Genomic DNA, 13,314 nt, shown 5'->3' with positions numbered 1-13,314 from the left:
CATGAAGTTTCTTATCATTGCCGGCGCGTCGGGATCCTTGGTTAATTTTCGCGGACAGCTTATCAAAGATATTCTCGCCAACGGGCTCGAGGTACATGCCGCCGCACCGGATCTCACCCGGGACGTCCCGACGTGCTCCAAGCTGGAGCAGATGGGGGCCAAGGTGCACGATATTTACCTCAGCCGTACAGGCATGAACCCTTTTCATGATCTCCGCTCGATGGTCGGGCTGGTACGGCTCATGTTGGCAATAAAGCCCGACTATGTACTTGGATATACGATCAAACCCGTCATCTTTGGTACTCTCGCTGCCGCATTGGCACGTTGCCCTAGGCGGTTTGCTCTGATTACAGGGCTGGGTTATAGCTTCTCCAGCTATAACCAGTCCTTTAAAACCCGTCTCGTTGGCCGCGTGGCATCTGCGCTCTATAGCTTATCGCTGCGATTTAGCCACAAGATTTTTTTTCAAAATCCTGACGATCAGGCTCTATTCCTAGAGAGAAAGATTATTAATGGTTGCGTTCCTTCCGTGGTCGTCAATGGCTCCGGCGTCGATGTCAATCACTATTTTCCACATGAGTATCCTCGCCAGGTCGCCTTTCTATTGATAGCCCGGCTCCTGATAGATAAAGGGGTGCGTGAATATGCTGAGGCCGCTTATCGTCTCAAGGCTGACTATCCCGATGCCGTATTCATGTTGGTTGGCGATCTCGACAGTAATCCGAACTCGGTTACTGCTCATGAGCTTGACTGCTGGGTCCAGGACGGTGTCATCAGTTATCTCGGGAAGTTGGAAGATGTACGCGATGCTCTGGGGCGTGCCAGCGTTTTCGTGCTGCCTTCCTTTTATCGTGAGGGTATTCCCAGAACTATTCTTGAAGCCATGTCGATGGGGCGCGCCATTATTACTACGGATACCCCGGGATGCCGCGAAACGGTCAAGCACGGTGAGAACGGTTATCTGGTTCCACCCCGCGATGCCACTGAGCTGGAGAGCGCGATGCGAACCTTTATCCGAGCGCCACATCGTGTTGCCACCATGGGTAGGCGTTCGCGTGAGGAGGCACTTCGGAAATATGACGTGTGCAAAGTCAACGCTGTCATGCTCAGGGAAATGGAGGTTTCATGTTCAAGCGCCTCTTCGATATCGGTATTGCCACGTTCCTATTGATCATTCTTTCACCACTCATGCTTGTGATCGCTGGCTTGGTAAAACTCAAGCTGGGCGTTCCCGTACTGTTCTGTCAGGAACGTCCTGGCCTGCAGGGGCATCCTTTTCGAATGTTCAAGTTTCGCACCATGCTTGACACGCGAGATACCAATGGCGAGTTGCTGCCTTCGCACCAACGGCTGACGCGCTTCGGCAAAAAATTGAGAGCGACGAGTCTCGATGAGCTGCCGGAGCTGTGGAACGTACTCAAGGGCGATATGAGCCTTGTCGGACCCCGGCCGTTACTCATGGAGTACCTGCCTCTCTATTCCCCGTTTCAATTCCGCCGGCACGAGGTACGTCCGGGCATCACTGGCTGGGCTCAGATCAATGGCCGTAACAATCTTAGCTGGGAAGAGAAGTTTCGTCTCGATGTATGGTACGTCGACCACGTTTCGCTGTGGCTCGACATCAAGATACTGCTGCTGACCGTGGCGAAGGTAATGACTCGTGAGGGGATCACCACGAGCCACCATGAGGTCACCCCACGCTTCAGCGGCTCCTGCGACAGACGTTCGCCGGGTAAAAGCCCATGACGAATCAAAACGTGCTTATCCTCTCGGCTGGGCGTCGCGTCGAGCTGCTGCAGTCCTTTCGCGAGTCCCTGCGCTTTCATCTTCCCCTGGCCAAGGTATTCGCGGCAGATATGTCGTCTCGCTACTCGGCGGCTTGCCAGTTAGCCGATGCTTTCTTCGACATACCGGCCGTATCCGATCCTGGCTATATCGATGCGCTGCTTTCGCTGTGTCGGGAGCAAAAGGTGGGATTGGTCATCCCAACGATTGATACTGAACTCATGGCGCTTTCGAGGTACCGGTATCGGTTTCTCGAGGAGTCGATTAATCTCGTCATTTCAGATGCGCGCCTGATCGCCCGTGGTCGTGATAAACGGCTTACCGCCAAACTGTTCAAATCGATCGGGATCGATACGCCTGAGATCTATTCGCGGCACTCCTTGACCTTCCCCTGCTTCTGCAAGCCCTACGATGGCAGCAGCGGAGAGGGAGCCTTCCTTGTATCCGGGGCCGATCGCCTCAGTCGTTCCACGCTTGATGACGAGCGGAACATGTTCATGGAGCCGATCGGCAAGGACTACCACGAATACACCGTGGACGCGTACTACGACCGGCATGGTCACCTCAAATGTTTCGTCCCGAGGCAGCGCCTCGAGGTTCGTGGGGGGGAAGTCAGCAAGGGTGTTACCCGCAAGGGGTACGTCTATGACTATCTGGCCGGGCGGCTAGCACGATTGAGAGGCGCTCGTGGTTGCATCACCGTTCAGCTTTTCTACCAGCCTGACACTCGAAGCATCAAGGCACTCGAGATCAACCCGCGTTTCGGAGGGGGGTTTCCCCTGGCGGATGCCGCCGGAGCGAATTACCCCGATTGGCTGATTCGCGAATACCTGTTGGGGCAAGCGATAGGCCACTTCGACCGCTGGGAGCGGGACCTGTTGATGCTTCGTTACGACGCCAAGGTGTTGGTACCACACGACAGATAGCGACTACTGTCGGCTTCATAGACTAAGGGGCATACCCATGCTGAATACCGATTTTTCCCCCTGGCCCTCTTTTACCCAGGAAGAAGCCAAGGCCGTCGAGCAAGTTCTGCTCTCCAACCGGGTCAACTACTGGACCGGTGATGAAGGGCGGGCTTTCGAGCAGGAATTCGCCATGGCGTCCGGCTGCGAGTACGCCATCGCGGTCAGCAATGGCACGGTAGCCCTCGAGCTGGCGTTGCGTGGACTGGGCATCGGGCCTGGCGATGAAGTCATTGTGACTTCACGTACCTTCGTGGCGTCCGCCTCCTGCATCGTTGCCGTGGGAGCGACACCGGTATTTGCCGACGTCGACCGTGATTCCCAGAACATTACCCTAGCCACGGTTGCCGCCAAGATTACCCCACGCACGCGAGCGATAATCGCGGTCCATCTGGCCGGGTGGCCCTGCGACATGGACGGGCTCATGGCGGTTGCGCGCAACGGCATCGAGGTGATCGAAGATTGCGCGCAAGCCCACGGGGCGCGTTACCGCGATCGTTGCGTCGGCTCCATCGCCAAGGTTGGCTGCTGGTCCTTCTGTCAAGACAAGATCATGACGACTGGCGGAGAGGGCGGTATGGTCACGACCAACGACCCGGACCTCTGGCGACGCATGTGGTCCTACAAGGATCATGGCAAGAGCTGGGATGCGGTATACCAGGAACGTCATCCGCCGGGCTTTCGCTGGCTGCATCACCATTTCGGCACGAACTGGCGGCTTACCGAGATGCAAGCGGCCATCGGCAGGATCCAGCTGAGACGCTTGACGGAGTGGTCGGAGAAACGTCGGCACAATGCCCAACGCATCTGGCATGCCGCCAGTCAGTGCGCGGGGTTGCGGGTGCCGACTCCTCCTGAGTACATTCAGCATGCTGCCTACAAATGCTACGTATTCGTCGAGCCGGAGGCGCTGGCGCAGGGCTGGGATCGGGATCGCATCATCGACGCGATCGTATCCCGTGGCGTGCCATGCTATAGCGGCTCCTGTTCCGAGATATATCGGGAAAAGGCCTTTGATGGCACCGGTTGGCAGCCGCCCGAGGGGTTGCCGGTAGCGAGGGAGCTGGGTCGGACCAGCCTGATGTTTCTGTGTCATCCTACGCTCACCGAAGCGCAGGTCGATCTCACTTGCCGGGTACTGACAGAGGTGATGTCTCATGCCACCGGTTGACTGGCATTACCCTTCACTCCGCATAGAGGAGCGCCATGTTCTCCACTCTGAAGGGTTTGGTTGCCGCTTACGCCATGCCGTTACCCCTCTTTCTCTGCCTTGTGGGCCTCGCTGGGGCGCTATTCCTGAGTGGCCGCCGGCGAGCGGGGATTGGCACCGGCATGTTGGCAACGGCCATGCTGCTGTTGTCAGCCTGGGCCCCGGTAGCCGATCGGTTACTGGGCCCCCTGGAGAGTCGTTATCCGCCGCTGGCGATTTCCCGTGGCGAAGCCTGGGTGGAAACCATTGTCGTGCTGGGCGGCGGCTGGCAGCCTGAGCGGGGCGGCTCCCACTTGTCACGCCTGAACGAAAGTTCTCTCTACCGACTGATCGAAGGGGTGAGGCTGCTGCAGGATTTTCCTCAGGCGCGCTTGTTGGTCAGTGGCAGCAGTCGGGCAGAAGGCTTTCCTCCCGTGGCGGAAGCGTACGCTCAGGCCGCGAGAGAGCTTGGTGTTTCAGCCGAGCGGCTGGAAGTGATCGATTGGCCCACCGACACAGCAAGCGAAGCCCAGGCGGTGCGCGACCTGCTCGAAGAGGATAGCCGACTATTGCTGGTGACCTCGGCCTCCCACATGCCCAGGGCCATGGCGCATTTTCAGGCCGTGGGCCTCGAACCCGTGGCAGCCCCAACCCACCGGATGGTCAATCCTGACATGCCATGGAACCTGGCTTACTGGCTTCCCACCAGCCAGGCACTCAAGAAAACCGAGCGTGCGCTGCATGAATACATGGGGCTGGCCGCCCTGGTTTGGGAGCAATGAAACGTCCACGGCCTCTTGCCACTCGCGCGCCATGGACTGAATCCGAAGTGCGGTGAGGGAGCGTCTCGGGAGTCACCTCATCCATTTAGTGTATTGAAAGCATCAGGCGCGGGCTTTGCATCCAGCATGGCTGGCTGACTACCCGTTTCAGTGGGCAGATCCAGTGTGCGTTGCCTGGCAGGGGAAGGGGTGCGGCCGAGCCACACCAGGTCGACGATGCCGTCTCGTGGGGCATACCCCGTGGGAGCCGTCATGAGCAGTTCACGGATCTGTTCATGCTGCTGATATTCGATAGCTTGCAGTAGTCGACCCAGGTACGCTTCCAGGCGGGACCAGGGCCAGTAATACTCCTTGGCGGTCCGGATGCGCGGATGGGCAGTGGGCGCCTCGTTCTCTCCGATCAGAAGCTCTTCGTAAAGCTTCTCGCCGGGTCGAAGGCCCGTGTGACGTATCTCGATGTCTCCTTCGGGATTCTCCTCACTCAATACCTCCAGTCCGGACAGCCTGACCATCTCCGCTGCCAAGTCCGCAATCCGAACCGGTTTGCCCATGTCGAGGACGAAGACATCGCCACCGCTACCCATCGCGCCTGCCTGGATTACCAGTTGGGCAGCCTCTGGGATGGTCATGAAATAGCGTGTCACTTCCGGGTGGGTCACGGTAATCGGCCCGCCACGAGCGATTTGGTCCCGAAAAAGAGGTACCACAGAGCCGGAAGAGCCCAGGACGTTTCCGAAACGAACCATGCTGAAGCGCGTCTGTGACTGTTGGTCGGCCAGCGCCTGGCAGATCAGCTCGGCAATGCGCTTCGTGGTGCCCATGACGTTGGTGGGGCGTACCGCCTTGTCGGTCGAGACCAGAACGAAGGTTTCCACTTTGCAAGCCACCGCCGCCTGAGCCGTGGCCAAGGTACCGAAGACGTTGTTGAGGATACCCTGGGACACATTGTGTTCCACCATGGGGACATGCTTATAGGCGGCGGCGTGGTAGATGGTTTCCACGCCGAAAGTACGCATCACGTTATCCAGGCGCTTGCGATCCTGTACAGAACCCAGCAGAGCCTTCACCGAAACATCCAGCCCCTGCTCCTGCATCCGCTGAGCGAGAGCGCGCTCGATGCCATACAGGGCAAATTCGCACAACTCATACAACAGCAGCTGTTTGGGACACTGCTGAAGCAGTTGGTGACACAGCTCCGAGCCGATGGACCCCCCGGCACCGGTTACCAAGACCACCTTGCCGCGTACGTTGGCATCCATCAATGCCTGGTTTGGAGGTACAGGGTCGCGTCCCAGCAGATCCTCTACGGTGATATCCCGTATCTCATTGAGTCGTGCATGGCCGCCGATGATGTCCTCGATGCTCGGCAGGGTTTGTACGGGGACGGACAAGGTTTCCAGGCTGCGCAGGATCTCTCGCCTGCGGGATCGCGGCGCGCTGGGAATGGCCAGCAAAATCCGCTCTGCCCCGAAGTGCCTGAGCAGTCCCGGCAGCATCTCCGGTCCATAAACCTCCAATCCCTCGACGAAGGTGCCATGCATGCCACGCCAATCGTCGACAAAAGCAACCGGCGCATATTCCGAACCTTGCCGAAGGGTATTCGCCAGCTGCGAACCCGCCGCTCCGGCACCGTAGATGATGACCCTTGCCTTGTAGCGGATCATGTTGTGCATATTCAGCGAGCGCAGAAAATAACGCACACCGCCCACGCTGAACAATGCCAGCATGGGGTAGATCAGGCAGGTTGAGCGCGGCAAGAAAATGGCGAACAGACTGGAGGTGATCACGAGAAGAGCCGCAGAGGCTGAGATTCCGATCAGTAGCGTTTTCAATGCCTTGACGCTCAGATAGCGTATCACCGCGCGGTAAAACCCCAGCTTTGCGAATACTGCCAGGCTGATCGGCAGTACGGTCAACCACATCACCCAGATCGCAGGGTCCGATAGCGGTTCCAGGTTCTCGAGGCGCAACCAGATCGCCATGACGAAGCTAAGTGTCAGCAAGATGGCGTCGATGAAAAGCTGAATCAATCGCTTGTAGTATCGAGGCAAGCGAAAAAGGCGATCGAGAGGCATCGTGTCGAATCCTTTCCGGAGAAAAAAGTCCTAAAAAACTTGAATCGAAGACCGCGGCGATGTATGTAAATAAATGGTGTTCATTTTTGTTAATCAATGTTTCAAAGCATATTGAATGAAGGGTAAAAGCCCAAGTTGGTTTTTTTAAAACGAGGTGGGATGCGAGGTAAGTCAGCAGCGATTAGGGAGAATTAATGAATGAGTGCTGGGAGGGGCGGAAGGGGTAATCTTCAAGCGGCGCGAAACTAGATTTGTTTCATGGGTCGTGTGGCAGAGGTTTCGTAGTCTCTTTTCATTCTTCTCGTCCTGTCATGCTGGAGAGTTTTAGTTAGTCCGGCTGAGAAGGCATCATCCGAACGGAGAGAAATCTTGAAATATCCATTCGACTCGATTTGCTGACTGGACCGCTCAAGCGCGCTATTGCGTCGTAGTGCCTTATGATTGGTTGCGTAACCCCCATCCATTCCTAACTATTCGAGGCGTTATGTTTCATCGAATCTTGATACTGTGCACCGGCAATATCTGCCGCAGCCCTGTGGCAGCGGCCATGCTGAAGGCTCGGCTTCCCGACAGGGATATCGCGACAGCGGGCCTGAACGCGCTGGAGGGCCAGGAGGTGGAGCCCACGGCGCGTTTACTGGCCGAGGCCGCCGGTTTGAACGTCGATGACCACCAAGCACGTCAAGTCGATGCGGACATGTTGTTCAAGGCCGATCTGGTGCTGGTGATGTCTGATGGGCAGCGCCTTGCCGTAGGTCAGATGGCGCCCTCCGTGCTGGGTAAGACGATGCTTTTCGGCCGCTGGCTTGACGCTGGCCAGGGTCGTGAAATACCCGATCCTTACCGCAAGAGCACCGAGGCTTTTCGACACGTGCACCAGCTTCTACTCGAGGCTGCCGACGGTTGGATCGGCAAGCTGTAACGTGCTCCCTGGCCTGACGTAGCTGGGCGGGAACCCATCGGGGCTTGAAGCTGGGAGCGAAGCGTATGCCAGATGTGACGTTGGGGCGGCGGTCGGTCGAGCGAGGCGAAAGCGCTTGGTGCAAGGCGAATACCCTAGTGCTGGGAGCCTTCGTTTCCCTTCTGCTCCTTGTGCCTTGGGGGTACAAAGCCGTGCCACTGGCCGCCTGCGTGCTAGCTATTGCGGGAGCGGTACTGCACCGCGATCCGGCAAGGACCCCGGCGATGAGGCTGGATGGTGAGGATCGGCTCTGGTTGCTGTCTCTCGCGGCATACTCGACGCTATGGTGCCTGGATGCAGCGCGTAGCGGTTTTCTTCCCGCTCTGGAACCGGTAAGGGGAACGATGCCGTTATGGCCTTTGCTCGCGGCAGCACTGCTGATCTGGTGGCGCCAATATCCCCCCTCTCGGATGGGCATGTGGCTGGGCCTGGTGGCGGGAGGCACGGGGACTGGAATCATTGCCTTATATGAACGCTTCGTGCTGGACGCCTATCGCGCCGACAACGGCATGAATGCCATACCTTTCGGCAATCTTTCCCTCCTGCTTGGTGTGCTGGCGTTGGTAGCCATGTTGGGTCGCCTTAATCGTTCGTGCTCCGCCTTCCCCGGGCTCACCTTGGCACTGGGAGTGGCAGCGGTGGCCGGCATGGCCGCCTCCTTCCTGTCCGGCACTCGCGGCGGCTGGGTGGCCGTACCGCTGCTGGCCTGGCTGAGTTACAGCGCCTTTCGACCCGTCTTTTCTCGTCGCCAGCGGCTGAGTTTGGCCGCAGGGGGCGGGATATTGATGGTGTTGTTGGTGGCGATGACAACGATCACGGAGTACGGCGTGACCAAGCGGGTGGAACGGGCCATAGACGATGTACGAAGCTACCTGCTCGAGGGCGATGGCGGCAGCTCCGTGGGGTTGCGTCTGGAGATGTGGCAGGCGGGGGGGCGTATCTTCCTGCAGAAACCGCTGCTGGGGTGGGGAGAAGGGGGGCTCGAAGTGGCTCGCGACGATATGGTGGCTCGTGGCGTGTTGCATCCTGGAGCGAGCCGACACGACCAGTTGCACAGCGACCTCGTGGATACCGCGGCACGGCGCGGTGTGCTGGGGATCGTGACGCTACTGGCCCTTTATGGAGTGCCAGCCCTGTTGTTCGCGCTTCACTTGCGCCGCTCGTGCGATCCCCAGGCCAGGGTACTGGCGTTATCCGGCCTGTTGATTGTCACTGCATTCATCGGGTATGGCTTGACGCAGTCCATGTTGCGTGACGTGAGGGGAATGAGCGGCTACCTGGGACTGGCCATGGCTTACTGGGTGCTATTGAAGACACGCCTTACCGGGTTGGTGTCGCAAGAAAATATAAAACGAGTGCGTCATGATAAGACACCGAGGTGAAGCGCTCTGGCGGACCGAGGAAATTAAGCCATGTTATTTTTCGTATCTGTGTTATTTTGAAGAAAGAAAATCGCCCTGGCCAAGGGCTTTTTTCCGGGTGCCGAAGTCTGTGCAAAGTCGTCTGGTATCGTTTTATTAATGAAAAGGATGCTGACAGGGGGGTTCAGCATTAGACGTGCCATGATCGAGTAGACTTACCGTCAGGTATGTGGAGTGCTTGTGTCATGAACAGCAGTCTGGATACCGGATGGATTTACTGATCAGCGCTACGTATATTGCTGCTGTTACCGCTGCTGAACGCAACTCATCAAACAACGATCTTTCTGATGAGGCGCTCCGATGAACAAGATGAACACCGTAGGCCTTCCCGTCGCCAGATCGTCGAAGGAGCTGCGCAGGGAGATGTTGCGCATCAATCGGTTCCTGGGTAGGCATCAGGCATGGTGGGGCATGGTACTGACGCCTGTAGTCCTCCTTGCGTTTACGCTTTTAAGCGTCAAAGGCTGGGAATGGTGGTGGCCCTTTACTGCCTTCATGCTGGCGTGGGCCGGTGTCGAGCTTTGCTTCCTTCCCCGTCGCCTGGCGATCAAGCGGCTCGCTGCCATGGAGAGCCGCGCCGAAGTGGTGAGATTGGCCTGGCTACATGGCGTCGCCCTGCGCGACGTCGTAAGAGAGAGGCGCCGCCCCGCTCATTCGTTCCGCTCGTTTCTTCCATTTCGATCCAGTAATCCCAGGTAACAGGGAGGCGACGAGGGCAAGGCATCCTCGACGTCTTCCTTCTGCAGCGCGTCCAGTATTGCCTGGCGCAAGAGCGGTAGGTGGGACGCTTCCAGGTCGCGTGAGGCAGAGAGTAACGTGAGCCTGCCCCGGCGGGCGTGGCGCATGAGAGGCAGCAGATTCTCGGGAGCATCACGTAGCTCACCGCGATAACGAACGGCGAACACGGCTGTGCTGATCTCTCCCGTACGGCGCTGCCGGCTCAAAGCGAGGGAAGGCGAGGCATCACGATACCAGTCGGTCAAAGCCAGCCGTTCCCTCGGCATGCCGCGTGGCCAGAGCCTGTCCACCAGGATACGGGCCCCATCACGGCTATCGGGCTCTGCATAGATTCTCTTCAGTGCAACGTCGTATGGCATGGGCCCCTCCAATCCTTGTCCGGGATGCTTAGTTTCGTCATTGCGTCGGGTGAGAGCAACCATACTTGATTCTTGTCCTTCCCGGTGGAAGCGATTGCCGCCTGGCTTCGTCTTGGGTTTACGCCGGCTCCGAGACGATGGCGAGCCCGCGCACTGGATTGGACGCCGTAAGGGAGGTGAGGTGTACTGACAGGGATTTCGGCATCGTGCTGACTCACCCCGTTTTCGGTTGCCGACGGCTCTGCCATCTATGCGAGGGATTGTATGAGCGACTTCCTGTTCAGTTCCAAGCGTCTTCCTGCTGGCCGCCTCACCGAGGAACTTGAATCGATTTATCTCGAGGATCCTATTCCTGTCCGAGAGTATCATGGCGACTGGGGTTCCCTGGCCGTGTCCTCGTCCCGATATACCGGTTTCGCTCCAGTCGAGAGCGGAACCCACCTCTGCGTGGTCATCGGCGGCCCGGTTCTATATTTTCATGACAACCGCTTCCTGACGGGCAACGACGACCAGGCGGGTACGAAGGCTATCCTCGCTCATTGGAAACGGGGGGCGGTGGATTGGAGCGAAGATCTCAGCGGCCCCTTCGTGATCCTGATCATCGATAAGCTTACGCACCGTGTCACCTGCATTACCGATCTCATGATGTTCATCCCTGTCTATCGGTTCCAGCGGAAGCCTTGGCTGGCTTTGGGCACTCATGTCGATGCACTGGCGGGAGCCTGCGGTCTGGAGACGAATTTCGATGAGGCCTCTCTGGTCGATTTCATCCTTCACGATGTCGTCACCTTTCCCTACACCGCCTATCGTCAGATCCGCCAGTGTCATCCCGCCACGCTGCATGTATTCCGACTGCGCCAGGGCGCAGCTCTCCACCTCGAGCGTGTCCCTTACTGGCAGCCCGTGGAGACGGCACCTTTCCGCCACCTGGGGGAGGCGGCCGAGGCCTTGAGGGACGGGCTTGAGGGTTACATCGAGCGGGTGACCGACTCGATGGGGCGAGTGGCCCAATTCATCAGTGGCGGAGAAGACTCAAGGGTCTTGGCCGCCATGCTGCCAAAGCGGCTGGAGCGGGACAGCCTCATCTTCCTCAACAGCATGACTCGCGAAGGCCGTATAGCGGCAAAAGTGGCAGCCGCATCGGAGTCCCGCTTCCTTCCCGACTACCGAGACGAACTCCACTATCTCTTCATCCTGCCGGAGGCCTCGCGTCTGGTCGGCAGCGGGCACCAGTATATCCATGCGCATGCGTTGGGCTTCCATGGGCGTCATGGGCTGGCGGATTACGAAGCCGTCTTTGGCGGATATGTCAGCGACACCTTGCTGAAGTCGCGCTCCGCGAGGAAGCCGCCGTTGGCCAGATTCTTCAGCTTTCTGCCGCAGTGGCCGCTACCAGGCGAGACGCGCACCCAGCCGGTGAGGAGCCGCCTGTTTCCTGCGCACCTGCTGCGGGAGGTGACGCGACGACGACGCGAGCATTTTCACGAAGTCAGCGCTATGCGCCCGCAAAGCGCGCACGAGTGGTTCGCGCTGTGGCCGATGACGATGCGGCTCGGCATTTCCAATCTCTACAGCAATCGTCGCCTTTTTCGCAGCTACGAGGTGTTCATGGCCAAGGAGGCGGTGAAGGTCAGCGCCGCATGCCCTACGCGCTGGAAGCTCAATCGAAAATTGTTCCTCGCCGCGTTCGCTCCCTACCTGAAGCAGACACGCTTCTTGCTTCATGCCGACGGCCGGTTGCCGGCTTTTCCCTGGTGGGTGAATTTTCCGCTGCATGCAACGATCTGGGGGGGCCGTGAGTTGGCGCGACGCTTGAGGCTGCAGAGACGCTATCAGGGCTCCTGGGCGGACTGGAAGACGGTGGCGGCGAGCCCTGAATGGGAGGTGGCACAGGACGCAGTGAAGCCGGAGCATTTGTGCTTGCCTGCCCTGAGGGCTGCCGTGTCGGCAGGCGCGCTGAAGGAGCCGGGGCTGTCCATCATCCAGCGCGCCAACTTGTTGCAGACGTGTTACTTGGTTGACAGGGCGCGCACGCATCGCAAGGAGAACTGGCAGGAAACCTCGGCCCGGGCACTTTGACCGTTACCTCTCCAGCGCCTGGTGGGCCCGCTGCTGCCACGGCCCCGGCAGCTCGGCCGCGCGCGTCAGTGCCTGCCGGGCCTCCTCGGGCTTGTCGGCGGCCCGCAATATAAGCCCCAGGTTCAACCATGCCGCGCCGTGATCCTCGCGATGTGCAACGGCGCTGCGGAAGGCCTCGATGGCGCCCGGCGCATCCCCGGCAGCGTAGCGGGCGTTGCCCAGCGCGAAATGGCCCATTCCATTGTCGGGGAAACGCACGACATAGGCCTCCCAGGCGGGAAGCGTCACGTCGGGGCCCTGTACCTGTTCGAAAGCGGCGATTGCCTTCAACGTGCGTTGCTCGTCGGCACTATGCGGCAATTCGCCAGGTCGCAGGGCAACGAAGGCCCAGCGACCGCTTCGTGCCCAGGTGGCATCAAAGCGGCGAAACGATTCGATACGCTCGGCCTCTTCGCCACTATGCAGGGTCAACTCCTCGGCATCCAGGTCGTAGCCGATGGCCACGGCGTAATGCCACATGGGCCAGGCGGGCAGTGAGAGGTTCTGCATCACCACCACCGGGTTGCCGCCGGCGATTTCGGTCAACAGGGCGTCTAAGGAATCGTTGAGTACGAAGGGGATGCGACCGTGGCGCCTCACTGTGGCGAGCATCTCCGGCTGCACGCTGCCTTCGCGGCTTGGTATGAACACTTGGGGAATCAGCGTTTCCATGGCCACGTCGACGTCGTCATGGTTGAGCACCATGGCCAGAGAGGCCGGGCCGCACTGGTACTCGCGCTGAGCGTGGAACGGAACGTCTTCCACCTCTGCCTGACGAGGCAGGGCCTGCTCCGTCGTGTCGGCCAGCTTTGGCGAGGAGACACACCCCGCCAGCAGCAGAATCCACAGGCCCAGCAGCAGAACGCCCGCTAGGCGGGCGTTCAGGCAGGTCCGATCGTATCGGTCTTGCACGACTCGGTC

The 13,314-nt window shown here is 59.1% G+C and carries 12 protein-coding genes; 9 read left to right on the top strand and 3 right to left on the bottom strand.

Annotated features, from left to right (window positions below; genetic code table 11):
- Position 1: 1 nt before the first annotated feature.
- Genes ACOJCM_RS16815 through ACOJCM_RS16795 form a run of 5 tightly spaced genes read left to right on the top strand, consistent with a single transcriptional unit; the run spans position 2 to position 4,721 of the window.
- Complete coding sequence (locus ACOJCM_RS16815; protein WP_445213222.1) at positions 2-1,171, top strand: glycosyltransferase family 4 protein; 1,170 nt, start codon at positions 2-4, stop codon at positions 1,169-1,171.
- Entirely contained in the window at positions 1,126-1,746 is a 621-nt protein-coding gene (locus ACOJCM_RS16810; RefSeq protein ID WP_445213221.1) for a sugar transferase, read from the top strand. Before ACOJCM_RS16815 ends, ACOJCM_RS16810 begins: the two co-directional genes overlap by 46 nt.
- Positions 1,743-2,711 carry an ATP-grasp domain-containing protein gene (locus tag ACOJCM_RS16805; RefSeq protein ID WP_445213220.1) on the top strand — a complete coding sequence of 323 codons (969 nt, stop codon included), beginning with the start codon at positions 1,743-1,745 and terminating at the stop codon, positions 2,709-2,711. The genes ACOJCM_RS16810 and ACOJCM_RS16805 overlap by 4 nt, the downstream gene beginning before the upstream one ends.
- A gap of 37 nt (positions 2,712-2,748) precedes the next feature.
- The gene (locus ACOJCM_RS16800) at positions 2,749-3,921 is read left to right on the top strand and encodes a DegT/DnrJ/EryC1/StrS family aminotransferase (protein ID WP_445213219.1); all 1,173 of its coding nucleotides are present in this window, start codon (positions 2,749-2,751) and stop codon (positions 3,919-3,921) included.
- A 35-nt stretch (positions 3,922-3,956) separates the two neighbouring features.
- On the top strand, positions 3,957-4,721 hold the full coding sequence (locus ACOJCM_RS16795) for an ElyC/SanA/YdcF family protein (protein WP_445213218.1): 765 nt from the start codon (positions 3,957-3,959) through the stop codon (positions 4,719-4,721).
- A gap of 77 nt (positions 4,722-4,798) precedes the next feature.
- Here the strand turns inward: ACOJCM_RS16795 and ACOJCM_RS16790 are convergent, their stop codons facing one another.
- Complete coding sequence (locus tag ACOJCM_RS16790; protein WP_445213217.1) at positions 4,799-6,796, bottom strand: polysaccharide biosynthesis protein; 1,998 nt, start codon at positions 6,794-6,796, stop codon at positions 4,799-4,801.
- A 484-nt stretch (positions 6,797-7,280) separates the two neighbouring features.
- On the opposite strand from ACOJCM_RS16790, the gene ACOJCM_RS16785 reads away from it, so the two are divergent.
- The 3 genes from ACOJCM_RS16785 (at position 7,281) to ACOJCM_RS16775 (ending at position 9,877) form a co-directional block, all read left to right on the top strand.
- Positions 7,281-7,718: a low molecular weight protein-tyrosine-phosphatase gene (locus ACOJCM_RS16785; RefSeq protein ID WP_445213216.1), complete on the top strand. Its 438-nt coding sequence runs from the start codon at positions 7,281-7,283 to the stop codon at positions 7,716-7,718.
- Positions 7,719-7,981: 263 nt separating this feature from the next.
- Positions 7,982-9,139 carry an O-antigen ligase family protein gene (locus tag ACOJCM_RS16780; protein ID WP_445213215.1) on the top strand — a complete coding sequence of 386 codons (1,158 nt, stop codon included), beginning with the start codon at positions 7,982-7,984 and terminating at the stop codon, positions 9,137-9,139.
- Positions 9,140-9,478: 339 nt separating this feature from the next.
- Positions 9,479-9,877, top strand: a complete 399-nt coding sequence (locus tag ACOJCM_RS16775) for a hypothetical protein (RefSeq protein WP_445213214.1) — start codon at positions 9,479-9,481, stop codon at positions 9,875-9,877.
- Here ACOJCM_RS16775 and ACOJCM_RS16770 read toward each other — a convergent pair.
- Positions 9,829-10,275: a DUF488 domain-containing protein gene (locus ACOJCM_RS16770; protein WP_445213213.1), complete on the bottom strand. Its 447-nt coding sequence runs from the start codon at positions 10,273-10,275 to the stop codon at positions 9,829-9,831. The two genes, ACOJCM_RS16775 and ACOJCM_RS16770, sit on opposite strands and share 49 nt — an antisense overlap.
- Positions 10,276-10,539: 264 nt before the next feature.
- Between ACOJCM_RS16770 and ACOJCM_RS16765 the strand changes: the two genes are divergently transcribed.
- Positions 10,540-12,354, top strand: coding sequence for a hypothetical protein (locus ACOJCM_RS16765; protein WP_445213212.1), 1,815 nt, complete (start codon positions 10,540-10,542; stop codon positions 12,352-12,354).
- 3 nt (positions 12,355-12,357) lie between these two features.
- On the opposite strand, the gene ACOJCM_RS16760 is transcribed toward ACOJCM_RS16765, so the two are convergent.
- Positions 12,358-13,305, bottom strand: a complete 948-nt coding sequence (locus ACOJCM_RS16760) for a PA2778 family cysteine peptidase (RefSeq protein ID WP_445213211.1) — start codon at positions 13,303-13,305, stop codon at positions 12,358-12,360.
- Positions 13,306-13,314 lie beyond the last annotated feature (9 nt).

The organism is Billgrantia hypersalina, assembly GCF_052584175.1.
This window is presented reverse-complemented; position numbering and strand designations above follow the sequence as displayed.

Bases quoted from the DNA above. Each gene is read 5' to 3' on its own strand.
- ACOJCM_RS16815 (WP_445213222.1), top strand. From the start codon at position 2: ATGAAGTTTCTTATCATTGCCGGCGCGTCGGGATCCTTGGTTAATTTT.
- ACOJCM_RS16810 (WP_445213221.1), top strand. From the start codon at position 1,126: ATGTTCAAGCGCCTCTTCGATATCGGTATTGCCACGTTCCTATTGATC.
- ACOJCM_RS16805 (WP_445213220.1), top strand. From the start codon at position 1,743: ATGACGAATCAAAACGTGCTTATCCTCTCGGCTGGGCGTCGCGTCGAG.
- ACOJCM_RS16800 (WP_445213219.1), top strand. From the start codon at position 2,749: ATGCTGAATACCGATTTTTCCCCCTGGCCCTCTTTTACCCAGGAAGAA.
- ACOJCM_RS16795 (WP_445213218.1), top strand. From the start codon at position 3,957: ATGTTCTCCACTCTGAAGGGTTTGGTTGCCGCTTACGCCATGCCGTTA.
- ACOJCM_RS16790 (WP_445213217.1), bottom strand. From the start codon at position 6,796: ATGCCTCTCGATCGCCTTTTTCGCTTGCCTCGATACTACAAGCGATTG.
- ACOJCM_RS16785 (WP_445213216.1), top strand. From the start codon at position 7,281: ATGTTTCATCGAATCTTGATACTGTGCACCGGCAATATCTGCCGCAGC.
- ACOJCM_RS16780 (WP_445213215.1), top strand. From the start codon at position 7,982: ATGAGGCTGGATGGTGAGGATCGGCTCTGGTTGCTGTCTCTCGCGGCA.
- ACOJCM_RS16775 (WP_445213214.1), top strand. From the start codon at position 9,479: ATGAACAAGATGAACACCGTAGGCCTTCCCGTCGCCAGATCGTCGAAG.
- ACOJCM_RS16770 (WP_445213213.1), bottom strand. From the start codon at position 10,275: ATGCCATACGACGTTGCACTGAAGAGAATCTATGCAGAGCCCGATAGC.
- ACOJCM_RS16765 (WP_445213212.1), top strand. From the start codon at position 10,540: ATGAGCGACTTCCTGTTCAGTTCCAAGCGTCTTCCTGCTGGCCGCCTC.